The sequence below is a fragment of the Microbacterium sp. NPDC089320 genome (assembly GCF_040684875.1).
GTDB lineage: Bacteria > Actinomycetota > Actinomycetes > Actinomycetales > Microbacteriaceae > Microbacterium.
Window position 1 is genome coordinate 630,943 of sequence record NZ_JBFBGY010000002.1, and the last position, 22,017, is coordinate 652,959.

General features: G+C 67.9%; 22 protein-coding genes. 4 read left to right on the plus strand and 18 right to left on the minus strand.

What is annotated here, in order from left to right:
- Positions 1-13 precede the first annotated feature (13 nt).
- From AB0N61_RS07630 to prmC, 16 genes are all read right to left on the minus strand, one after another.
- Complete coding sequence (locus tag AB0N61_RS07630) at positions 14-2,788, minus strand: FtsK/SpoIIIE domain-containing protein (protein ID WP_363362872.1); 2,775 nt, start codon at positions 2,786-2,788, stop codon at positions 14-16.
- Between the two features lie 56 nt (positions 2,789-2,844).
- Entirely contained in the window at positions 2,845-3,663 is an 819-nt protein-coding gene (locus tag AB0N61_RS07635) for a protein phosphatase 2C domain-containing protein (protein ID WP_363362874.1), read from the minus strand.
- Positions 3,664-3,904: 241 nt separating this feature from the next.
- Positions 3,905-4,708, minus strand: a complete 804-nt coding sequence (locus AB0N61_RS07640; protein ID WP_363362876.1) for a large exoprotein — start codon at positions 4,706-4,708, stop codon at positions 3,905-3,907.
- Positions 4,709-4,826: 118 nt separating this feature from the next.
- Positions 4,827-5,573: a peroxide stress protein YaaA gene (locus AB0N61_RS07645; protein WP_363362878.1), complete on the minus strand. Its 747-nt coding sequence runs from the start codon at positions 5,571-5,573 to the stop codon at positions 4,827-4,829.
- Positions 5,574-5,646: 73 nt separating this feature from the next.
- Positions 5,647-5,907, minus strand: coding sequence for a F0F1 ATP synthase subunit epsilon (locus tag AB0N61_RS07650; protein ID WP_053095764.1), 261 nt, complete (start codon positions 5,905-5,907; stop codon positions 5,647-5,649).
- A gap of 2 nt (positions 5,908-5,909) precedes the next feature.
- A complete protein-coding gene (atpD, locus tag AB0N61_RS07655; RefSeq protein WP_167944700.1) occupies positions 5,910-7,364 on the minus strand; it encodes a F0F1 ATP synthase subunit beta in 1,455 nt (484 codons plus the stop codon).
- 21 nt (positions 7,365-7,385) lie between these two features.
- Positions 7,386-8,285 (minus strand): F0F1 ATP synthase subunit gamma, encoded by a 900-nt coding sequence (locus tag AB0N61_RS07660; protein ID WP_053095762.1) that lies wholly within the window; start codon positions 8,283-8,285, stop codon positions 7,386-7,388.
- 20 nt (positions 8,286-8,305) lie between these two features.
- The gene (atpA, locus tag AB0N61_RS07665; protein WP_167944702.1) at positions 8,306-9,946 is read right to left on the minus strand and encodes a F0F1 ATP synthase subunit alpha; all 1,641 of its coding nucleotides are present in this window, start codon (positions 9,944-9,946) and stop codon (positions 8,306-8,308) included.
- Positions 9,947-9,993: 47 nt separating this feature from the next.
- A complete protein-coding gene (locus AB0N61_RS07670; protein ID WP_167944704.1) occupies positions 9,994-10,782 on the minus strand; it encodes a F0F1 ATP synthase subunit delta in 789 nt (262 codons plus the stop codon).
- Positions 10,782-11,336, minus strand: a complete 555-nt coding sequence (locus AB0N61_RS07675; RefSeq protein ID WP_167944707.1) for a F0F1 ATP synthase subunit B — start codon at positions 11,334-11,336, stop codon at positions 10,782-10,784. The genes AB0N61_RS07670 and AB0N61_RS07675 overlap by 1 nt, the downstream gene beginning before the upstream one ends.
- 27 nt (positions 11,337-11,363) lie before the next feature.
- Positions 11,364-11,600 carry an ATP synthase F0 subunit C gene (atpE, locus tag AB0N61_RS07680; protein WP_042541851.1) on the minus strand — a complete coding sequence of 79 codons (237 nt, stop codon included), beginning with the start codon at positions 11,598-11,600 and terminating at the stop codon, positions 11,364-11,366.
- 43 nt (positions 11,601-11,643) lie between these two features.
- The gene (gene atpB / locus AB0N61_RS07685) at positions 11,644-12,426 is read right to left on the minus strand and encodes a F0F1 ATP synthase subunit A (protein ID WP_363362882.1); all 783 of its coding nucleotides are present in this window, start codon (positions 12,424-12,426) and stop codon (positions 11,644-11,646) included.
- A 146-nt stretch (positions 12,427-12,572) separates the two neighbouring features.
- Positions 12,573-13,148 (minus strand): hypothetical protein, encoded by a 576-nt coding sequence (locus AB0N61_RS07690; RefSeq protein ID WP_167944714.1) that lies wholly within the window; start codon positions 13,146-13,148, stop codon positions 12,573-12,575.
- Positions 13,145-14,317, minus strand: a complete 1,173-nt coding sequence (locus AB0N61_RS07695) for an MraY family glycosyltransferase (RefSeq protein WP_167944716.1) — start codon at positions 14,315-14,317, stop codon at positions 13,145-13,147. The genes AB0N61_RS07690 and AB0N61_RS07695 overlap by 4 nt, the downstream gene beginning before the upstream one ends.
- Entirely contained in the window at positions 14,314-15,021 is a 708-nt protein-coding gene (locus tag AB0N61_RS07700) for an L-threonylcarbamoyladenylate synthase (RefSeq protein WP_167944718.1), read from the minus strand. The genes AB0N61_RS07695 and AB0N61_RS07700 overlap by 4 nt, the downstream gene beginning before the upstream one ends.
- A gap of 47 nt (positions 15,022-15,068) precedes the next feature.
- Positions 15,069-15,929 (minus strand): peptide chain release factor N(5)-glutamine methyltransferase, encoded by an 861-nt coding sequence (gene prmC, locus AB0N61_RS07705; RefSeq protein ID WP_363362884.1) that lies wholly within the window; start codon positions 15,927-15,929, stop codon positions 15,069-15,071.
- A gap of 101 nt (positions 15,930-16,030) precedes the next feature.
- On the opposite strand from prmC, the gene cysK reads away from it, so the two are divergent.
- Positions 16,031-16,969 (plus strand): cysteine synthase A, encoded by a 939-nt coding sequence (gene cysK, locus AB0N61_RS07710; RefSeq protein ID WP_363362889.1) that lies wholly within the window; start codon positions 16,031-16,033, stop codon positions 16,967-16,969.
- An 8-nt stretch (positions 16,970-16,977) separates the two neighbouring features.
- The gene (epsC, locus tag AB0N61_RS07715; protein ID WP_363362890.1) at positions 16,978-17,547 is read left to right on the plus strand and encodes a serine O-acetyltransferase EpsC; all 570 of its coding nucleotides are present in this window, start codon (positions 16,978-16,980) and stop codon (positions 17,545-17,547) included.
- 13 nt (positions 17,548-17,560) lie between these two features.
- Here the strand turns inward: epsC and AB0N61_RS07720 are convergent, their stop codons facing one another.
- Together AB0N61_RS07720 and AB0N61_RS07725 are read right to left on the minus strand one after the other, a co-directional pair.
- Positions 17,561-17,974, minus strand: a complete 414-nt coding sequence (locus tag AB0N61_RS07720; RefSeq protein WP_363362892.1) for a hypothetical protein — start codon at positions 17,972-17,974, stop codon at positions 17,561-17,563.
- An 18-nt stretch (positions 17,975-17,992) separates the two neighbouring features.
- Positions 17,993-19,537 (minus strand): CitMHS family transporter, encoded by a 1,545-nt coding sequence (locus AB0N61_RS07725; protein WP_363362893.1) that lies wholly within the window; start codon positions 19,535-19,537, stop codon positions 17,993-17,995.
- Positions 19,538-19,694: 157 nt separating this feature from the next.
- On the opposite strand from AB0N61_RS07725, the gene AB0N61_RS07730 reads away from it, so the two are divergent.
- Both AB0N61_RS07730 and AB0N61_RS07735 read left to right on the plus strand, forming a co-directional pair.
- On the plus strand, positions 19,695-21,344 hold the full coding sequence (locus tag AB0N61_RS07730; protein ID WP_363362894.1) for a sensor histidine kinase: 1,650 nt from the start codon (positions 19,695-19,697) through the stop codon (positions 21,342-21,344).
- Positions 21,341-21,994 (plus strand): response regulator, encoded by a 654-nt coding sequence (locus AB0N61_RS07735; RefSeq protein WP_363362896.1) that lies wholly within the window; start codon positions 21,341-21,343, stop codon positions 21,992-21,994. Before AB0N61_RS07730 ends, AB0N61_RS07735 begins: the two co-directional genes overlap by 4 nt.
- Positions 21,995-22,017 lie beyond the last annotated feature (23 nt).

Below are 22,017 nucleotides of genomic sequence, written 5' to 3' on the forward strand. Positions count from 1 at the left end.
CGACGAGAGCCTGTCATCGCCGCGGCGCGAGTGCCGGGATGACGACCCGACTCGGGCCGGAGTCTCCGACGAGCGACCAGGCCCGGCCCGCGTGCGATCGCGCATACGGAGGGATCTCTCGTACACCGGCGAGCTGCCGGAGCTCGGCGGCGTTCTCGACTCGGATGAGAACTTCGCCCTCGTGACGCACCCGCTGCCACAACGTCCGATGGCGCTGCCATACGTCTGCGTCGCCGAGCACCATGGCCGGGCGCGTCGATGCACGCGCCTCTCGCGTCGCACCGTCCAGCAGGACGACGTCACATTCGGGGTACGCAGCCGCCAGTGATTCGGCGGTCGCAGACACCCCCGGCGTGACGAGCGCCGTGATCGCAGACCGCGGAGTCCACCCCTCCCCCTCCCGTTCCCGACGTCGAGAGCTGTGCGAGGCCTTCGCCGACGACCGCAGTCGCTCTTCCGGGACCCAGGGCAGCTGGACCTCCCGGTCCCCCAGCCGCATCCGTCCCGGAGGTCGGTGCGCATCGAAACCCGCGGCGTCACCACCCGCGGCAAGGTGATCGACCTTGCTCGGCATCCTGAGCAGCCCGCGCCGCGGCAGCGCGTCGAGAACCCGCCCGAGGGGTGCCGACGCTTTCGTCGCTGTGATCGCGATCGTGGTTCCGGCCCCGTTGCGTAGAACCTGTTCCCAGAGCTGGGCGAGGTGCTGACCGTACTCGACGGGAAGTTCACCGATCCTCACGTCGACGTCATCGCAGAGGATGAGTCCCCCACGCGGGCTCCCGTGTTCTGCGAGGGCGACGACAGCGTCCCAGGACTGCTCCGGATCGGTCGGCACCCAGAGGGGCGCCGCATGCTGCCTCGCCAGCGCCCGCAATGCCGAGCTGCGACCGGATCCGGATCCTCCCAGGAAGACGATTCCTCGATCGGATCCGATCGACAGAAGCTCGAGCGGCTGGTCCTGGCGTTCCGGATCGTCGGCTCGGCCTAAGATGACCCCGCTGTTCGTCCTCGCCTGCGCCTGCAGCTGCGCGAGAGGGAGAATTCGAGGAAGCGGCGGCAGCCAGGGACTGACAGGCGTGTCGGCGTCAGCCCATCGCAACGCGACCGCTCTCAGATCGGCGACGCCCGTCAGAGCCACCCGCATCGCGATCGGCTCAGCGTCCTGGGGGCGGCGGGCCAGCGCCAAGCCTCTCGACGCGACCCCGCCGGGGAGTTCCGCCGCGTCGTCGGCGCCGATGACCGCCCGACTGTCAGCGGCGTCCGCGACCCGCAGGCTGACCCTGAGCGGACAGTTGGCCGCCAACGCATCACGGATCACACCCGACGCGCGCTGTGTTCCGAGAATGAGGTGCATGCCGAGCGCCCTTCCCCGTGCGGCGATGTCCGTGAAGACGGCTCCGAGGTCAGGGTGGTCGTGCAGCAACGCCGCGAACTCGTCGACCACGATGACGAGTCTCGCCATGCCGATCTCGCGGATGTCCCGCGCGCCGGCGTCAGCGAGAACGGACTCTCGGCGTCGCAGTTCGGCCGTCAGGCTGGAGACGCCCCTCCGGGCACCCTCCTCATCGAGGTCGGTGATCACCGCAGCCACCTGCGGAAGCATGCGCAGCGGCTCGAAGGCGGTGCCGCCCTTGAAGTCGGCGAGCACGAACGTCACTCGATCCGGCCCATGGCCAGATGCCATCGCCGTCACCCACGAGACCAGCAGTTCGCTCTTGCCCGTTCCGGTGGTCCCGGTGACGATCGCGTGCGGCCCGTCATCGACGATGTCGAGGAGGATGTCCTCCCGTTCGCCCCGGCCCACCACGGCCGGCAGACCGTCCGTCGACTCCGGCTGGAACAGCTCGCCGAACGACACGGATGCGGGGAGGGAATCGAGGTCATCTCCTCCCTCTGCGCGACTCGCCCCGATCGCCACGGTCTGATCATGGGACAGGCACTCGGCCTCGACCTCGGCGATTCCCTGCGGCGTGCGGATGCTCGCGCGACGGGGCTCCGCGATGTCGATGACGGTCGTGACCCCCTCGGGAACGGTGCCGTCGCGGTCCAACAGCCAGATCACGGCGTCGGCCGGCGGCCGCGGATCAGCACCACGCGCGACGGCCAGTCGGAACGAGCCCCGCCGCTCGAAGCGGGCGTGCGGGAAACCCGCGAGCCCCAGCTCGTCGAGACGACTGCCGGCGACGGACATCTGCGCGACCCCGAATCTCAGACACAGCTGCACGACGAGCGCCCTGGCAGCGGCGGCGACGACGGGGGACGAACCACGCAGTGCGATGCCACTGCCCAGGGGAACCGTCGTCGGCACGCCCTCGACCCTGGTGCATCGCATCCGGAAGTCGCGTTCTCGGTCTCCGTCACCGCCCGACGCCTGCACGGCGCTGTCGCCGGTGCCGCTGCCGACCACGACCAGAATGGCGGCGTCGGGTGGCTCGAGACCGCGCAGTGGCGACTGCGCGAGACATGCCGCTGCGTCGGGATGCCGATGCCATCGCAGTCGGCGCTCGTCCTCGTGGAGCCGGGTCAACTGGGCCTCGGCCAGCGACCACGCCGCAGCACTGTCGGTCGCAGCCGCACGCGACGCCCTGCGTCGGGACCGTGACCCGTCGATCAGTGACGCGACGATCATCAGCGGGCCGAGAACGGCGAAGCACAGCGAGAACAGCGAGCCGGTGACGAGCCAGAGCGCCACTCCGGCGGCCACGGGGACCAGCGCCGCGATGAACGGTGTCGGAGGCTTGCGAGCCGGCACCGGAGCAGCAGGGATCGCAATCGGCAGAGAGTCCATGCCTCCAGTGGACCTCAGGCGGGCCCCTCAGAGCCCCCCTCCACAGGGCCGCGACGCTAGTCGGAGAACTCGCCCGTTGGGGAGGGAGACTCGTCCGGCACCGACGACGTCTCCTCCGCGATCTGAACGATGACGAGCGTCACGTTGTCGCGGCCACCGTTCTCGAGGGCCGCAGCGAGCATCGCGTCGACGGCGGCCGCCGGATCGGCATTCTCGCGGAGGAAGTGCTGGATGCCGTAGTCGGTCAGCTCTTTCGTGAGTCCGTCCGAGCAGATCACGAAGCGGTCTCCCGGACGCACATCCATCGTGACGTAGTCGGGAGCGGTCAATTCGCTCGCCCCGACCGCTCGAGTGATCACGTTGCTGTACGGGTGACCCTCCGCCTCTTCGGGGCTGATCTTGCCTGCGGCGATGAGCTCTTGCACGACCGAGTGGTCGGTGGTGATCTGCACCAGCCGATCGTCTCTGAGGAGGTACACGCGTGAATCGCCGATGTTGAGCGACGTCCAATGCGGTTCGTCGTCCTCGAACTCGAGGAAGACGCCGGTGAGCGTCGTCCCGGTGCCCTCGTCGGTGGTCTCCGGATGGTCGGCGATGTCGGCCACCGCCATCTCCAGCGCACCCTCGATGGATCCGCGATCGACCGCGCCGGCAGCGACCACGGCGTCGAGCCGCTTGATCGTGCTCTGGCTCGCGATCTCCCCGCCGGCGTGACCACCCATGCCGTCCGCGACGATGAAGAGCGGATAATCGGCGAAGAATGCGTCCTGATTCGACTCACGCCGCCGACCCACGTCGGTGACGCCTGCCCAGGAGAGGAGCAGCGAACGCTGCGCAATCGTGACGCGGCGCGTCTTCGTCGTCGTCTCAGCCACGGGTCGCCTCCGGATTTCCTGCGGGTCGGGCTGCCCCAGGACACTCACACATCGTAGTGGACGCCGCAACGGCCGCACGTGCCCCCTCGGCCATCGCGGGGAGTCCTGCGGCGCCGACTCTGGGCAGCGTCATGAGCATGCCTCCACGTTATCGTCTTCCGCCCCTTCCTCTTCACCACGCCGCGGCGCACCGCGCACAGCACAGAGCCCCCGACGGATGTCGAGGGCTCTGTGGTGGAGATCAGGCCGGAGGCTGAGTGGGATCCGTGGGCGGAACCTGCGGAGCAGCCGGAGGCGCTGCGGGCGGAGCCGGCGGTGCGGTGGGCGGTGCCGTGGGCGGAGTCGACGGCGCAGCCGGCGGAGCACCGGTGGTCGACGGAGCCGCGGGCGGCGTGTAGCCGGGCTGAGCGGGAGGCGCGTAGCCGGGCTGGGCCGGCGGAGCGTAGCCGGGCTGAGCGGGAGGCGCATATCCCTGCGGGGCAGGAGGTGCGTAACCCTGCTGAGGGGCACCGTAGCCCTGCGGGGCGCCGTACCCGGGACCGGCGGCAGGGCGCGGCTGGACGGGAACGCCGTCCCAGACGGTGGAGTCCGCGAGGAAGCTGTTCCCGGCCCACGGCGCGGGAACGATGTTCGGGTTCCAGCGCGACTTGTCGAACGCGTTGATGCCGTACCAGACGATCGAGAGCAGGACGAACAGGACGACCCAGACGGCGTCCTTCTGCAGCTTGAGGCCGACCCGCCATGCGGCGAGAGCGAGAACCACGGCGAGAGCGATGCCCGTCAGGAAGTTGAGGTACGGGATGAACGAGAGACCGATGCCGATGAGGACGACCCACGGAGAGATGTCTCCGAGCTTCGCGAAGATCATCGTGTTGTACACCGGCACCCACGCGCGCCACTTGCCCTGAACGCCGGCCTTTTCGAAGATCTTCATGAGGAAGATCGACGAGATCACATAGAACGCCAGCGCGAAGAGCAGACTGATCAGGAAGACGACGAACAGACCGGCGATAGCCGCCCCGTTGTCGTAATAGTCGTTGTACATGATCCCCTCCGGATCCGATGGAGCGGACGCTGTGCGCGCCGCGACACCCACCATATCGGTGTGCAGATACGTGGGGCAACGACACACGCGGAGACCGTGCCCTGACCGTCACGCGCCGTCATTCCGCGACGACGAGCTCCTCGACACCGGCGACATCAGCAGGGCGAAACACGAGCCCTCTGCTCGACGCCCACGTCCGGAGAGTGCGCAGCGATCGAACCCTCGGCCGGTCCTCCGCCAGCGCACGCACGAGCAGCCCCTTCGACTTCTTGTTGAAGTGGTTGAGGGCTCGTCCGTGTTCGGTGACCACGCGCACATATGCGGACGGCACGGAGTCCGGAACAGGACCGAGCGCGACGTAGGCCTCGCTGCGGAGATCGAGGATGAAATCGGGGGCGTCGCGTGACAGCGCCGCCGTGGTCGCGTCCGCCCAATGCCTGCGAAGCGGAGGCAGACCGGGCAACGAGGTCCCCGCCGCGAGCCGGTACGACGGAATAAGGTCGAAGGCGCCGATGGGGCCGAACGGCGCCGAGTGGACCAGGACATGCGAGGCGAGCCAGCGACGGGACACGGTGCTGAGGCTGCCCGCGTCGAGGGCGTCGTACAAAACCCCGGTGTACCGATCCACGGCCGGCATCGTCGCTGCGGAGCGCAGCATCCGATTGTGCTCGACGTCGCCGGCCTGCCTCGCGCTCAGCTTCAGCACACGGCGTGCCTCGCCCTCGTCCTGCGCCAGATCGATGAGCGCATCGATCACCGCTCGGCGCTCGGAGGCCAGACCGGGGAGCGCCAATGAGCTCTCGTCGAGAGGCGCACCGCTTCCGCCGGCTCGCTTGGTCTCGGACGGTGGCAGCAGAATCTTCATGAGACCTCGGGGATACAGACGCGTCCGCCCCGACCCCACTGGGGGTCGAGGCGGACGCGATGAACAGAACTGATCAGGCGATGAGAGCCGCGTTGCCTGCCACGATCGTCAGGACGTCGCTCTCCATCGAGAGGAAGCCGTCCTGCGCGTTGGCGAGCACCTTGGTGCCATCCGTCTGCGTGATCCGGACCTCGCCCTGGGCGAGGATCGCCAGGACGGGCTCGTGGCCCGCCATGAATCCGATCTCGCCCTCGACGGTCTTGGCGACGACGAGGCTCGCCTCTCCCGTCCAGACCTCCGCATCCGCGGAGACGAGGCTGACATGCAATGCCATGGTCAGCCGTTCTCCTTCTGGATCTTCGCCCACTGCTCTTCGACGTCGGAGATGCCACCGACGTTGAAGAAGGCCTGCTCGGCGACGTGGTCGAAGTCACCGCGCGTGATCGCATCGAACGACTCGATGGTCTCCTTGAGCGGAACCGTCGAACCCTCGACGCCCGTGAACTTCTTGGCCATGTAGGTGTTCTGCGAGAGGAACTGCTGGATGCGACGTGCACGCGACACGACGATCTTGTCCTCTTCGGAGAGCTCGTCGACACCGAGGATCGCGATGATCTCCTGCAGCTCCTTGTTCTTCTGGAGGATCTGCTTGACCGTGGTGGCGACGCGGTAGTGGTCCTCGCCCAAGTAGCGGGGGTCCATGATGCGCGACGTCGAGGTCAGCGGGTCGATGGCCGGGTACAGACCCTTCGACGCGATCTCACGGGAGAGCTCCGTGGTGGCGTCGAGGTGGGCGAACGTCGTCGCCGGAGCCGGGTCGGTGTAGTCATCGGCGGGCACGTAGATCGCCTGCAGCGAGGTGATCGAGTGACCACGCGTCGAGGTGATGCGCTCCTGCAGGAGGCCCATCTCGTCGGCGAGGTTCGGCTGGTACCCCACGGCGGAGGGCATGCGGCCCAGCAGCGTGGAGACCTCGGAACCGGCCTGCGTGAAGCGGAAGATGTTGTCGATGAAGAGCAGCACGTCCTGCTTCTGCACGTCGCGGAAGTACTCCGCCATCGTCAGAGCCGAGAGGGCGACGCGCAGACGCGTTCCCGGCGGCTCGTCCATCTGGCCGAACACGAGGGCGGTCTTGTCGAAGACACCCGCCTCTTCCATCTCGTGGATCAGGTCGTTGCCCTCACGGGTGCGCTCACCGACACCGGCGAACACCGACACACCACCGTGGTCCTGCGCGACGCGCTGGATCATCTCCTGGATGAGGACGGTCTTTCCGACACCCGCGCCACCGAACAGACCGATCTTTCCACCCTGCACGTACGGGGTGAGGAGGTCGATCGACTTGATGCCGGTCTCGAACATGGTGGTCTTCGACTCGAGCTGGTCGAAGTTCGGCGCCTTGCGGTGGATCGGCCAGCGCTCGGTGATCTCGACCGTCTCGCCGGGCTCGCTGTTGAGAACCTCGCCGATGACGTTGAAGACCTTGCCCTTGGTGACGTCGCCGACGGGAACCGAGATGGCCTCGCCGGTGTCGCGCACTTCCTGGCCACGGACGATGCCGTCGGTGGGCTTCAGGGCGATGGCGCGCACGAGGTCGTCGCCGAGGTGCTGCGCGACCTCGAGCGTGATCTCCGTCGACTCCTCGCCGATGGCGATCGTGGTCTTCAGAGCGTTGTAGATGTCCGGGATCGAGTCGTGCGGGAACTCGATGTCGACAACCGGACCGTTGACGCGTGCGACGCGCCCGACGACCGCGGTCGCCGGCTGGTCAGCCGTGGCGGTGGTGGTCATTTTCGTCTCTTTCCTGATGGTCTATTTGCTCGACGAGAGGGCATCGGCGCCGCCGACGATCTCCGCGATCTGCTGCGTGATCTCCGCCTGACGCGCGTTGTTGCGCAGACGGGTGTAGTCGGTGATGAGCTTGTCGGCGTTGTCGCTGGCGGACTTCATCGCCTTCTGCGTCGCGGCCTGCTTTGCGGCAGACGACTGCAGGAGAGCGTTGAAGACCCGGCTCTGGATGTACACCGGCAGGATCGCGTCGAGGACTGTCTCGGCATCCGGCTCGAACTCGTACAGCGGGTAGACAGCGCTGCCCGCCTCCGAGTCATCGGCTTCCGCGATCTCCAGCGGAAGCAGGCGCACGGATTCCGGCGACTGCGTCATCATGCTGACGAAGCGGTTGTACACGAGGTGGATCTCGTCGACGCCGCCCTCGTCCGCACCGCGCGAGAAGTCCTCGAGCAGCGTGGCCGAGATCTCCTCCGCCGTGTGGAACGACGGGGTGTCGGTGTCGCCGGTCCACTCCGCAGCGGCCGCGATGCGACGGAACTGGAAGTAGCCGACGGCCTTGCGACCGACGAGGTAGAACACCGGCTCCTTGCCCTGCCCGCGCAGGAGCTCCGCCACCTCGAGACCCTCACGGAGGATCTGCGAGTTGAAGGCTCCTGCGAGACCGCGGTCCGAGGAGAAGATCACGACCGCGGAGCGGCGGATCGTCTCGGGCTCGCGGGTGAGCGGGTGGTCGACGTTCGAGTGCGTCGCGACGGCGGACACGGCCCTCGTCACGGCTCGCGCGAAGGGGCTGGACGCCTTGACGCGTGCCATCGCCTTCTGGATGCGCGAAGCCGCGATGAGTTCCATCGCCTTCGTGATCTTCTTGGTCGTCTGAGCAGAAGAGATCTTCTGCTTGTAGACCCTGAGTTGAGCGCCCATGAAATCAGTTCCTCACGCGATTACGCGCGACGACCCTTGACGATCTTCTCCTGGTTGACGTCATCAGCCTCAGCTGCAGCGTGCTCCTCGTGGCCGGGGGCGCCGATGGCCTGCCCCTTGCCACCCTGGAACTCCAGGAGGAAAGCGTCGGTGTGCTTGTCGAGCTCAGCCACCGTGTCGTCGTCGAGGACGTTGGTCTCGCGCAGGGTGTCGAGGACCTTCGTGTTGCGACGGAGGTAGTCGAGCAGCTCGCGCTCGAAGCGCAGCACGTCGGAGACCTCGAGGGTGTCGAGCTTGCCCTTCGTTCCGGCCCAGATCGAGACGACCTGCTCCTCGACGGGGTACGGCGAGTACTGCGGCTGCTTGAGCAGCTCCGTCAGACGCGCGCCGCGGGAGAGCTGACGACGCGATGCCGCGTCGAGGTCCGACGCGAACATCGCGAAGGCCTCGAGGGAGCGGTACTGCGCGAGCTCCAGCTTCAACGTTCCGGAGACCTTCTTGATCGACTTGACCTGAGCGTCACCGCCGACTCGCGAGACCGAGATACCCACGTCGACCGCCGGGCGCTGGTTGGCGTTGAAGAGGTCGGACTGGAGGAAGATCTGGCCGTCGGTGATCGAGATCACGTTGGTCGGGATGTACGCCGAGACGTCGTTCGCCTTGGTCTCGATGATCGGAAGACCGGTCATCGAGCCGGCGCCGAGCTCGTCGGAGAGCTTCGCGCAACGCTCCAGCAGACGGGAGTGCAGGTAGAAGACGTCACCCGGGTATGCCTCGCGGCCCGGCGGACGACGCAGCAGAAGCGACACGGCGCGGTAGGCCTCGGCCTGCTTCGACAGGTCGTCGAAGATGATGAGGACGTGCTTGCCGCCGTACATCCAGTGCTGGCCGATGGCCGAACCCGTGTAAGGAGCGAGGTACTTGAATCCGGCGGGGTCAGACGCCGGAGCCGCCACGATGGTGGTGTACTCCAGGGCGCCGGCCTCTTCGAGCGCGCCCTTCACCGAAGCGATGGTCGAACCCTTCTGACCGATCGCGACGTAGATGCAGCGGACCTGCTTGTTGACGTCGCCGGACTCCCAGTTGGCCTTCTGGTTGATGATCGTGTCGATCGCGATGGCCGTCTTGCCGGTCTGGCGGTCGCCGATGATGAGCTGGCGCTGGCCGCGGCCGACGGGGATCATCGCGTCGATGGCCTTGATGCCGGTCTGCATCGGCTCGTGCACCGACTTGCGCTGCATGACGCCGGGCGCCTGCAGTTCGAGCTCGCGCACGCCCTCGGTCGCGATCGAGCCGAGACCGTCGATCGGGTTTCCCAGCGGGTCGACGACACGGCCGAGGTAGCCGTCACCGACGGGGACCGAGAGGACCTCGCCCGTGCGGGTGACTTCCTGTCCAGCCTCGATGCCGGTGAAGTCTCCGAGGATGACGACACCGATCTGGTTCTCGTCGAGGTTGAGCGCGAGGCCCTTGGTGCCGTCCGCGAAGGCGACGAGCTCGTTCGCCATGACGCCCGGCAGTCCTTCGACATGCGCGATGCCGTCGGCGGCGTCGATGACGGTGCCGACCTCGGTCGCCGCTGCGCCCGAGGGCTCGTATGCTGCGGCGAAGTCCTTCAGCGCGTCACGGATGACGTCGGGGCTGATCGATAGTTCTGCCATTGTCTTCCCTTTGTATCTGGGTGCGCGGTTCCCCGCGCGAAGTCGTGTTAGCCGGCGAGCTTCTGGCGAAGATCGGCGAGACGGGCGGAGATGCTGCCGTCGATGACGTCATCGGCGATCTGCACGCGCAGGCCTCCGACGACGGCGGGGTCGAGGACCTCGTTGAGCGACACCGTGCCGTCGTAGCGCTGCGAGAGCGCTGCGCTGAGACGGGTGCGCTGAGCGTCGGTGAGGGGCTTCGCGGTGTGCACCGTCGCGACGACCCGGTCGCCCTGGCTGGCGACGATCCGCGTCGCGCGTGCCAGCATCTGACGGATGCGGCGGTCGCGAGGCTGACGCACCAGCGACGTGACGATCAGCGACGTGGCGTCGCTGACGCCGCCGGCGAGCAGCTTCTCGACGAGCGCGGCCTTCGCGTCCTCTGCTCCGAGCCGGCTCCCGAGCGCGAGCTCGAGTTCCGGGTTCGCGGCGATCACGCGCGAGAAACCGAACAGCTCTCCCCCGATGTCCGTCTGCGGCGCAGCGATCGCCGCGACGCGGATGGCGAGTTCCTCGACACCGTCGACGAGCTCGGACGCGGAGGACCACCGCTCGGCGACGACGGCCCTCAGAATGCTCTGGGCATCCTGAGAGAACCCGCCGAACACCGCTGCGACGACGTTCTGTCGCGCCACGGCCGGAGCCGCGGGGTCGGCGAGCGCGCCGCTCAGCTGGGACGACTCGGCCACGGCACGGGCGGCTGCGAACAGCTCCCTGGCCGTGTCGAGTGTGACGCCGTTCGCTGCGGCAAGCGCCTGAGTGGATGCCGCGAGTGCCTGAGTGGTCGCGCTGCCCATTACTGAGCCGCCTTCTCGGATGCTTCGAGGTCGGCGAGGAAGCGGTCGACGACCGCGGTCGCACGCGCGTCGTCGGAGAGCGTCTCACCGACGACGCCACCGGCGAGGTCGATGGCGAGCGAGCCCACCTCGCTGCGCAGCGAGACGAGAGCCGTCTGACGCTCGGCCTCGATCTGCGTGTGCGCGGTCGCGGTGATGCGCGCGGCCTCGGTCGATGCGGCGTCCTTGGCCTCGGCGACGATCTTCTTGCCGTCCTCACGGGCGGCCTCGCGGATCTCACCAGCCTCGGTGCGTGCCTCGGCGAGCTGACGGGTGTACTCCTCGAGCGCAGCCTCAGCCTGCTTCTGTGCTTCGTCGGCCTTGGCGATGTTGCCCTCGATCGCGGCGGACCGCTTGTCGAGCATTGCCGTGAACTTCGGAAGGGCGACCTTCCACACGACGACGAGGATGACGAGGAACCACAGACCCGACCAGATGATGTCGTACCACGCAGGGATCAGCGGGTTGTGCGTTTCACCCTCTGCTGCGAGGTTCGTGACAAGAGCGTTCAGCATCCTGTCTCCTTCAGAAGTCGGTTCGGATTACGGGAAGGGGATGAATCCGACGGCGATGCCGACGAATGCAAGCGCCTCGGTGAAGGCGATACCGATCCACATGAGGACCTGGAGGCGGCCGGCCAGCTCGGGCTGACGAGCGACACCCTCGATGGTCTTGCCGACGACGATACCCACGCCGATGGCCGGACCGATCGCTGCGAGGCCGTAGCCGACCGATGCGAGGTGACCGTTGATGTCTGCGAGAACCGTAGTAGCGTCCACGGGTTTTTCCTTTCGTTGGGTGGGACGGCAGTTGCCGACCCGCTCAGTGCTCTTCTGCGACCGCGAGCTGGATGTAGACCGCGGTGAGGACGGTGAAGACGTATGCCTGGAGGACGGCGACCAGAATCTCGAAGAGGGTGAAGGCGCCGCCGAAGGCGAGGGTTCCGACACCGAGAGCGGCCCAGCCGCCACCTGCGGTGAAGAAGAAGAACTGGGTGGCTGCGAAGCACAGCACCAGCAGCATGTGTCCGACGACCATGTTCATCAGGAGTCGGAGCATCAGCGTGACCGGACGGATGATGAAGGTCGAGAGGAACTCGATCGGGGTCACGATGATGTAGACCGGCCACGGCACGCCGGCCGGGAACAGCGCGTTCTTGAAGAAGCCGACGGGGCTCTTCTTGATGCCCGCGTAGATGAACGTGACGTAGCTCACGAGTGCCAGCGTCAGAGGAACAGCCGCGATGCTCGTTCCGGCGATGTTCAGGAACGGGATGATTCCCGTGATGTTCATGAACAGCACCATGAAGAAGATCGTGGTGAGGATCGGCAGGAATCGGTTGCCGTCCTTGCGACCGAGCAGATCGTGCGCGATGTTGGAGCGGACGAAGTCCAGTCCCATCTCGACGACGCTCTGGAAGCGCCCGGGGACGACCTTCATCCGGCGGGTTCCGAGGACCAGGATCAGCACGACGGCGACGACGGCGATGAACTGGACGAGGTGGATTCGGTGGACGGGGATGCCCACCACAGTGAAGAGGATCTCCGGGAAGAACTCGTCGATCGAAGGTCCGTGGAACTCGCCGTCAGAGGCGAGTTTGGGCATCAGGGTCGCAGCAAGATTGAACAGCGCGGGCTCCAGCTTCGGGGCACCGGTCAGAACCGGGGCGACGATGGTCGGTGTGCTTCAAGCGCAAGCGCTCGCGGGCGAGCGGCGGGCACGTCTCAACACTATCAGAATAAGAGGGTGCCCTAAGACCGCGCGGGCTGTTCCCCTGACCCGTCCTGCTCAGGGGGTTCGGGCACGATGTGGTGGCGCCCCGGGGCACGGTCCTCCGGCACCACGGTGGGCAGCTCGACCCCCGGCGCGCGGTCCGTCGGCGCCTCGGACGGCAGCGACGCGTCACTCACATTCGGCAGGCGCATACGCGTGATGACGAGCACGTCGATGACCAGGGTCGCGACGACGCCGGTCACGATCGACAGGAAGAACACCATCGGCGCGATCCACGGCTGACCGCTGAGCACGATCATGATCACGACGAAGAGCCCGAGCTTCAGCAGCCAGCCACCGAGCACGATCGCGAAGAACAGCTGCACGTAGAGCGGATCGCCGAACCAGCGGTTGGCGATGAGGATGCTGAGCGCGGTGATGCCGAGGAACAGCATCGCGAGCACGACACCCAGCAGACCGCTCACGAGGCCTTCCGTGCCGGCGACGAGGAGTCCGATCCCCCCGGCGACGATCGCGAGGACCGCCATCGACACCGCGGACCAGATCAGCGTCTTCCGCAGGATCGGATTGCTGGAAACAGGGCTCGGGCTCACGGGGACTCCACGGGTGTCGGGTCGGATTCAGCAGACGCCGCGGGCTTCCGTCGGCGCAGAGGATTCAGGGTGATGACGAGGCATGCGGCGATTCCCACCAGGCCGAACACGACTCCGGGGAGGTACTGGCCCGGCCAGTCCTCGCGCGCTCCCACATACATCAGGAGCACGGCGAGCGAGATGACCGCGGTCCAGGCGTAGAAGATCAGCACGGCGTCGCGGTCGCGATGACCGAGGTCGAGCATGCGGTGGTGCAGGTGCTTGCGGTCGGGGGAGAACGGTGACTTGCCCGCGTTCATCCGGCGCAGGACAGCCAGCCCGAAATCGAGCAGCGGCAGCAGCACCACCAGCAGAGGCAGCAGGATCGGGATGAAGGCGCCGAGGAGCTGCGATCGTCCGAGCCGTTCGGGATCGAGGGCCGAGGGCTCCAGCTGGCCGGTCACGGCGATCGCGGACGTCGCCATGAGCAGCCCGATCACCAGCGCTCCCGAATCGCCCATGAAGAGCTTCGCCGGGCTCCAGTTGAAGGGCAGGAAGCCGAGGCAGGCGCCGATCAGCACCGCCGCGAGGAAGGAGGCGAGATTGAAGTAGCTGGAGGCGCCGGTGTCACGCGTCAGGATGTAGGAGTAGGCGAAGAACACGCCGTTGGCGATCAGGCACACGCCGGCGACGAGACCGTCCAGGCCGTCGATGAAGTTCACCGCGTTCATCACGATCACGATCGCGAACATCGTGATCGTGATGCTCAGCCAGCTCGAGAAGACGATCAGGTCGCCGAACGGCAGGGAGAGGATCTGCAGTCCCCCGCCCACGGTGATGATCCCGGCGGCCAGGAACTGCGCGCCGAGCTTGATCATCCAGTCGAGATCCCACAGGTCGTCGACGACGCCGATGACGGCGATCAGCAGGGACGCCGCGAGGATCGACCACATCGTCTGCGGCGGCATCCACATCGTGGTGAAGAACGGATTCGCAGCCGACACCCCGATCGCCGCCGCGATGCCGAGGAAGATCGCGACTCCGCCGAGGCGCGGAGTGGGAGTCGTGTGCACATCCCGCTCACGGATGCCGGGGTACAGCTTGTAGCGCAGGCTCAGCTTCCAGACCGCCCAGGTCAACGCGAAGGTGATCGCGGCGGTCAGGATGATCGTGAAGAGGTACTGCTTCACGAATCCCCGTCCGCTTCCGGAGCCTGCACCTCGGGCTCGAGAAGATCGCCGAGCACCTCCGCCAGCCGTTCGCGGCTGACGGCGCCGGCACGGAGGATGCGCACGCCGCCGGTGGCGGGCTCCGCTCCCCGGGGCACGAGGGAGGTCGCGTCGACGATCGTCGATGCGATCCCGTCGCGGCTCACGCCGTCTGCGAGATAGACGGACACGCTGTCACCCAGCATCCGCTCGGCGTCGAACGCCGAGATCGCCGACGCGCGACCGGTGAGATTCGCGCTGGACACCGCCAGCGGGCCGGTCTCGGCGAGCAGTTCGAGGGCCACACGCCCCTCAGGCATCCGGACGGCCACCGTTCCCTCGGTGTCACCGAGATCCCAGACGAGCGAGGGCTGTGCGGGGAGCACGATGGTCAGTCCGCCGGGCCAGAAGGCGTCGACGAGGCGCTGGACGGGCTCGGGCACGGACTCGGCGAGAGCGTGCAGCGTCTCCTTGGTGCCGACCAGGACGGGCGGCGGCTGATTGCGTCCCCGACCCTTGGCGTCGAGCAGTCGCTGAACGGCCGCGGGAGAGAACGCGTCGGCGGCGACGCCGTAGACCGTGTCTGTGGGCATGACGATGAGTTCGCCGCGGGCGATGGCCTGGCGGGCGTGGCGCATGCCGGCGAGGAGCTGGGCCTCGTCGCCGCAATCGAAGATGGAGGACATGACGATCCGATTCTAGTTGGGATGCCTGTGCGGTTCGTGTTCGGGCGTCAGGGGCGCAGAGCGGTCGTCGCGCGGTCGCGCAGCGTGAGGTCGCGGTGCGTCGCGGCGGCCCGCCAGCCGTCGCGCGTGAGGATGCTGCGGATCTCCTCGCCCTGCAGCTCGCCGTGCTCGATGACCAGCAGTCCGCCCGGGTGCAGCAGCTCGAGCGCGCGCACGCTGAGCACCCGCACGATGTCGAGGCCGTCCTCTCCCCCGTACAGCGCCATCGACGGATCGAAGAGGCGCACCTCGGGGTCGCGCGGCACCGCGGCGTCGGGGACGTAGGGCGGGTTCGAGATCACCACGGATGCGGTGCCGTCGAGCTCTGCGAACGCGTGCGCGAGGTCTTCGTTCACGAGGGTCAGGTTGGCCACGCCCGCGGTGTTCCGCGCCGCCCACGGGTATGCGTCGGGTGAGAGCTCGGTGGCGAAGACGCGCGAATGGGGCACCTCGGTCGCCATGGCGAGGGCGATCGCGCCGCTGCCGGTGCCGAGATCGATGCCGATCGGCTCGGGCAGGGGGGACCCGAGGAGCGCGTCGATCGCGTACTGCACGACCGTCTCGGTCTCGGGCCGTGGGACGAAGACGCCGGGGCCGACCGCGAGCTCGAGGTGCCGGAACGGCGCCGTCCCGGTGATGTGCTGCAGCGGCTCCCGCGCGGCGCGCCGAGCGACGAGCGCCCGCAGCGCCTCGGCATCCGCCGCGTTCATCGCATCGCCGCGGATGATCGACGCCTGCACCTCACCGCGCCGTGCGCCGAGGACGTGACCGGCGAGCAGCTCCGCGTCGACGAGAGGATCCGTGACGCCTGCGTCGGCGAGCTGTCGGGCCGCCGCGTGCACGGCGGAAGCGAGGGAGAGATCGGACATGGATCCAGCGTAGAGCGCGCGACAGGTGTCATATTGCCCACCGCCCGAGGGCCCTCGCATAGGCTGGAGCGCGCAGTCCCCCGCACAGGAAGGCTCTCCCCATGCCCGGAATCCACAACGACATCACCACCGCTTTCGGCAACACTCCCCTGGTCCGTCTGAACCGGGTCACCGAGGGCCTCGGCGCGACCGTGCTCGCCAAGCTCGAGTTCTACAACCCCGCCTCGAGCGTCAAGGACCGGCTCGGCATCGCGATCGTCGACGCTGCAGAGGCCTCGGGCGAGCTGAAGCCCGGGGGCACGATCGTCGAGGCGACGAGCGGCAACACCGGTATCGCACTGGCGATGGTCGGCGCCGCGCGCGGCTACAAGGTGATCCTCACCATGCCCGCGTCGATGTCGAAGGAGCGCCGCCTGCTTCTCAAGGCGTTCGGCGCCGAAGTCGTCCTCACCGACCCCACCAAGGGCATGACGCACGCGGTCGCCGAGGCCGAGGCCATCGCCGCCCGCACGCCGGGTGCTGTGCTGGCGAAGCAGTTCGCCAACGAGGCGAACCCCGCGATCCACCGCCGCACCACGGCCGAGGAGATCCTCCGCGACACCGAGGGCTCGGTCGACTACCTCGTCGCCGGCATCGGCACCGGCGGCACCATCACGGGCGTCGGCCAGGTGCTCAAGGAGCGCGTCCCCGGCGTGCAGATCGTCGCCGTCGAGCCCAAGGACTCCCCGATCCTGACCGAGGGACACCCCGGGCCGCACAAGATCCAGGGCATCGGCCCGAACTTCGTGCCCCCCATCCTCGATCGCGATGTCCTCGACGAGGTCATCGACGTCACCTTCGATGACGCCATCCGCGTCGCGCGGGAGACGGCGAGCAGAGAGGGCATCCTGGTGGGCATGTCGAGCGGCGCCGCCATCTGGGCCGCTCTGCAGGTCGCCCAGCGCCCCGAAGCTGCGGGAAAGACCATCGTCGTCATCATCCCCTCGTTCGGCGAACGCTACCTGTCGACCGCGCTGTACGAGCACCTGCGCGAAGATTGACCCGCTCGATGGACATGATCGGCCGAATGCGCGAGGACATCGTCGCAGCCCGGCTTCGCGACCCGGCCGCGCGCAGCGCTGCGGAAGTCGCTCTTCTCTATCCGGGCCTGCACGCCATCTGGGCCCACCGGGTCTCGCACGGACTGTGGCGCCGCAGGCTGCGACTGCTCGCTCGGGCGAACTCGCAGATCGCGCGGTGGCTCACCGGCGTCGAGATCCACCCGGGAGCGCGGATAGGGCGGCGCTTCTTCATCGACCACGGCATGGGGGTGGTCATCGGCGAGACGGCAGAGGTCGGCGACGACGTGATGCTGTATCACGGGGTCACCCTCGGCGGTCGTACACGCGACGCCGGCAAGCGGCATCCCACCCTCGGTGACGGGGTCGCCGTCGGCGCGGGGGCGAAGATCCTCGGTCCGATCACCATCGGCGCGGGCTCAGTGGTCGGAGCGAATGCGGTGGTCACCCGCGATGCACCCGCTGACAGCATCCTCGTCGGCGTGCCGGCGAAACCGCGTGCACGTGCCGTGGGCGAAAACACCAGAGCGGTGCTCACCGCACCCGACTACTCGATCTGACACCGCCGACCGGTCAGGCCGTCCCCCGGCGAGACTTCACCGACTCGACCTTCTTGCGAAGGAAGATCAGCGGCAGCAGCACGCTCCCCAGTGCTGTGATGAGCCAGACGATCACCGACCCGAGCAGCCAGCCCGCGAGATCGACGATGCGCAGCCCGCCGATCGGCAGCAGCACGACGATCACGAGGGCGATGAGCGTGGAGACGATCCCGATGCCGCCCATCAGGACCGGAGCATAGCGATCGGCGATCTTGCTGACCCACGGTGACAGCACGCTCTGCACGACCGCGAAGATCAGGACGCAGAGCACGAATCCCCACCACTTGTCCCACTGGATCTGGAATCCCTCGAGTGCGAGATCCGCCACGATGAGGCCCAGGCCGGCCGAGACGACGTACATCAGCGCGCGGAACAGGAAGGTGATCACGCGCTGAGCATATCGCCCTCACTGCGCGACGAAGAAGGGGATCGCTCCCGACAGGATGCCCACGACGAGCATCACCAGCGACACGATCGCCGCGCGCCACAGCACCTTTCTGTGGTGATCGCCCAGATTCACGCCGGCGAGCGAGACGAGCAGCAGGATCGCCGGAACGAGAGGACTCTGCAGGTGCACCGGCTGTCCGATGATCGACGCCCGCGCCATCTCGACGGGGTCGATGCCGAAGGCCGCGGCGCTCTGCGAGAGCACCGGCAGGATGCCGTAGTAGAAGGCATCGTTCGACATGAAGAACGTGAACGGGATCGACAGGACCCCGGTGATCGGCGCCAGGAACGGACCGAGTGCGGGTGGCAGCACGTCGGTGATCCATGTCGCCATCGCGTCGACCATGCCGGTTCCGGACAGGACGCCGACCAGCACGCCGGCGGCGATGACCATCGACACCACGCCGACGATGCTCGGAGCGTGCGCGACGATCTCGGACGCCTGCTCCTTGATTCCCCGGAAGTTGACCAGCAGCGCCACGGCGGCGCCGACCATGAACACGTAGGGAAGCGGCATGATGTCGAGCACGAGCAGCACCATGACGGCCACCGTGAGGGCGAGGTTGAACCAGATCAGCCGGGGCCGCAGCGTGGAGCGGGCGGGATCGAGCATGGTGTCCGCCATGGCGGTGTCTGCGGGGTCGACATCCGCCGCCGCGACAGGGCCGCGTCCGCCAGCTACGACGACGATGTTCCCGGTGCGCAGCGCGGCACGGGCGCCGGGCTTCGGTCCGGCACCGCGGAAGATCTTGGGCACAGTCGAGAAGGCGCCGCCGTCAGCCCCGGTCAGCAGCTCGTCGGATCCGAGCCGCCCGAGGCGACGTCGCTCCTGCAGTCCGAGCATCCACGCGAAGCCCAGCGTCACGACGATGCCGACGCCGAGGGCGGGCAGCATGGGGACGAAGATGTCGGTCGGCTGGAGCCCGAGCGCGGTCGCGGCCCGCACGGTCGGCCCGCCCCAGGGAACGATGTTCAGGGTGCCGTTCATCAACCCGGCGACGCATGTGAGGACGACCGGGCTCATCCCCAGGCGCAGGTAGATGGGGAGCATCGCCGACGTCGTGATGATGAAGGTCGTCGAGCCGTCACCGTCGAGGGAGACAGCACCGGCGAGGATCGCCGTGCCCAGTACGACCTTCGCCGGGTCATCCCCGAGCAGACGCGTGATCAGCCGGATCAGCGGATCGAACAGGCCGACGTCGATCATGATGCCGAAGAACATGATGGCGAACATCAGCAGTGCGGCCGTCGGAGCCATCGTGGCGATCGAGTCGAGGATCATGTCGCCCATGCCGAGGCCTGCACCGGCGAACAGCCCGAACACGGTCGGCACGAGGATCAGCGCCACCATGGGCGTGAGTCGCTTGGTCATGATCAGCGTCATGAACGCCAGCACCATGGTGAAACCGAGCAGGACGAGAACCCACTCCGGTGGCACGAAGGCGACGTCGTACGTGGGCGCCTCTTCCACCGCCGCCGGCAGTCCGGTGAGTGCATCGATCATGCTGTGACTCCTTCGTCGAAGCTCCGTCCACTGCGACGGATCCTGACGAGACTAGGCAATCCGTCCCTCCAGAGCGCGGTATGCCGCATTCCTCGATGTTGTGCGCGTAGCGTGGGTTCTGCGCATATTGCGCGCAGACGGCTCAGAGAGGACCACGGTGTCGACGACGACGACGCGACCTCGGTTCGCGACCCGCGCCCTGCTGCTGCACCTCGCCACGGTCGCGCTCGTCGTGCTGCTGTGCACCGGCGTGTATCTCGTTCTCGCCGTGCAGCAGCTCCGCGCGGAGGCCGAGTCGACCGCCCTCGGCATCGCCCGAACGCTCGCCGAGGATCCGCAGGTCCGCGACGAGGTCGCTCGGATCTCGGCGGCGGACGAGGTGCCGGACCCGGACGACCTCAGGACGGGTGCCCTGCAGCGCCTCGCATCGGACGTCTCGGACCGCACCGGCGCGCTGTTCGTCGTCATCGCCGACGAAGACGGCATCCGCCTCGCCCATCCCACGCCCTCGCGCCTGGGCCAGCTGGTCAGCACGCCCTTCGCAGAGGTGCTCGCCGGCAACGAGGTCGTCGACTGGCAGACCGGAACCCTCGGCGAGTCTGCTCGTGCCAAGGTCCCCGTGCTGGACGAGGCGGGGATCCCCGTCGGCGAGGTGAGCGTGGGGTTCGAGCGCACAGGAGTCTTCGACGACCTGCCTCCCCTGCTCGCCGTGATCGGTGCCGCCGCCGCCGGCGCGCTGACCCTCGCTCTCCTGGCGTTCCTGCTGCTGCGCCGTCGTTGGGAGCGACTGACCCTGGGCGTGCAGCCCGAGGAGCTCGTGGCTCTCGTGCAGAACCAGGCAGCGGTGCTGAACGGCGTCGATGACGGTGTCTTCGCCGTCGACACGGCCGGGGTCGTTCGCGTGAGCAACGATTCAGCCGACCGGCTGCTCGGCCTCGAGGCGACCGTCGGACGACCGCTCGCAGACCTCGCCCTTCCGGACGCTGTCGTGAAGACCGCCACGGGGGCGCCGGCGACGTCGAGCGCCGTCGTGAACGACCGTGTGCTCTACCTCGATTCTCGACCGGTGATCCGCGACGGCAGGCCTCTCGGACACGTGCTGATCATCCGTGACCGCACCGACCTCGTCGCGCTCACGGAACGACTGGAGACCGTACGAGCCGTGACCGCGGCGCTGCGCGTGCAGCGTCATGAGTTCGCCAACCGGATGCACGTGGTCGCGGGACTCATCGACGCGGCCAGGGTCGATGACGCCCGGGGATTTCTCGATGAACTCGTCGAGCGCGGCTCGGTCGCGTTCCCGGTCGCCGGACTCGACCTGCTCAGCGATCCCTTTCTGCATTCCTTCCTGGGCGCCAAAGGGATCGAAGCCGGTGAGCGCGGAGTCTCGTTGCGGATCGCGGACGAGAGTCAGCTTCTCGGCAGCGTGGCAGAACCGGAGGACGTCGCCTCCGTCGTCGGCAACCTCGTCGACAACGCGGTGACCGCGGCCGTCGCCGGAACACGGATCCCCCGCTGGGTCGAGGTCGCCGTTCTCGGCGACGGCGATGCGCTCGTCGTGACGGTCGCGGACTCAGGACAGGGCCTCGCGGGAATCGACCCTCTGTCGCCTCGTCCCCCGGGTGAGGACGACCCCGATCGCGTGCACGGTCGCGGCCTCGGCATCCCGCTGGCTCGAGACATCGCGCGCCGCAGCGGAGGAGACCTCTGGGTCATCGACGGCGGAGGCGACGAGCACGGCGCGGTGTTCGCCGCGCGACTCGGAGGCGCTGTGACCGACACCCCCATGACTGAGGAGAACCCATGACCGATCCCCTGCGGGTGCTGATCCTGGACGACGACTTCCGTGTCGGACGGCTGCACCAGAGCATCGTCGACGACCAGCCGGGGTTCTCGGCCCTGGAGCCGGTGCGCTCCCTCGCCGAGGCCCGGGACGGCATCCGCTCGTCGCGTCCTGACCTTGTGCTGGCAGACATCTTCCTTCCGGATGGCGACGGCATCGCCCTCGTGCGCGAGAGCGGTGTCGACGCGATCCTCATCTCGGCCGCCGACGACGCGCCGACGATTCGACGGGCGCTCAGATCAGGCGCCGTCGGGTACCTGCTGAAGCCGTTCGATCGTCGCGCACTGGTCGGACTGCTCGAGCGCTATGCGAGGTATCGCAATCTGCTCGCCGGCGACCGGCCCCTCCGACAGGAGGACACCGATCGCGCGCTGGCGATCCTCCATGGCGCCGGGGAACCGGTGTCGGTCTCGCGATCAGCCACCGAGCAGCTCGTGCTCGCCGCTCTCGGCGACGGCGAGGCGTCGGCGGCCGAAGTGGGAGAGCGCGTCGGGATCTCCCGCGCCACCGCGCAGCGGCACCTCGCGGCTCTCGCTGCTCGGACGGTCGTGGAGGTGCGTCTGCGCTACGGTGCGACCGGGCGGCCGGAGCACCGGTACGCGGCCCGCACCTGATCAGCGCCGCGATCCCGCGCAGC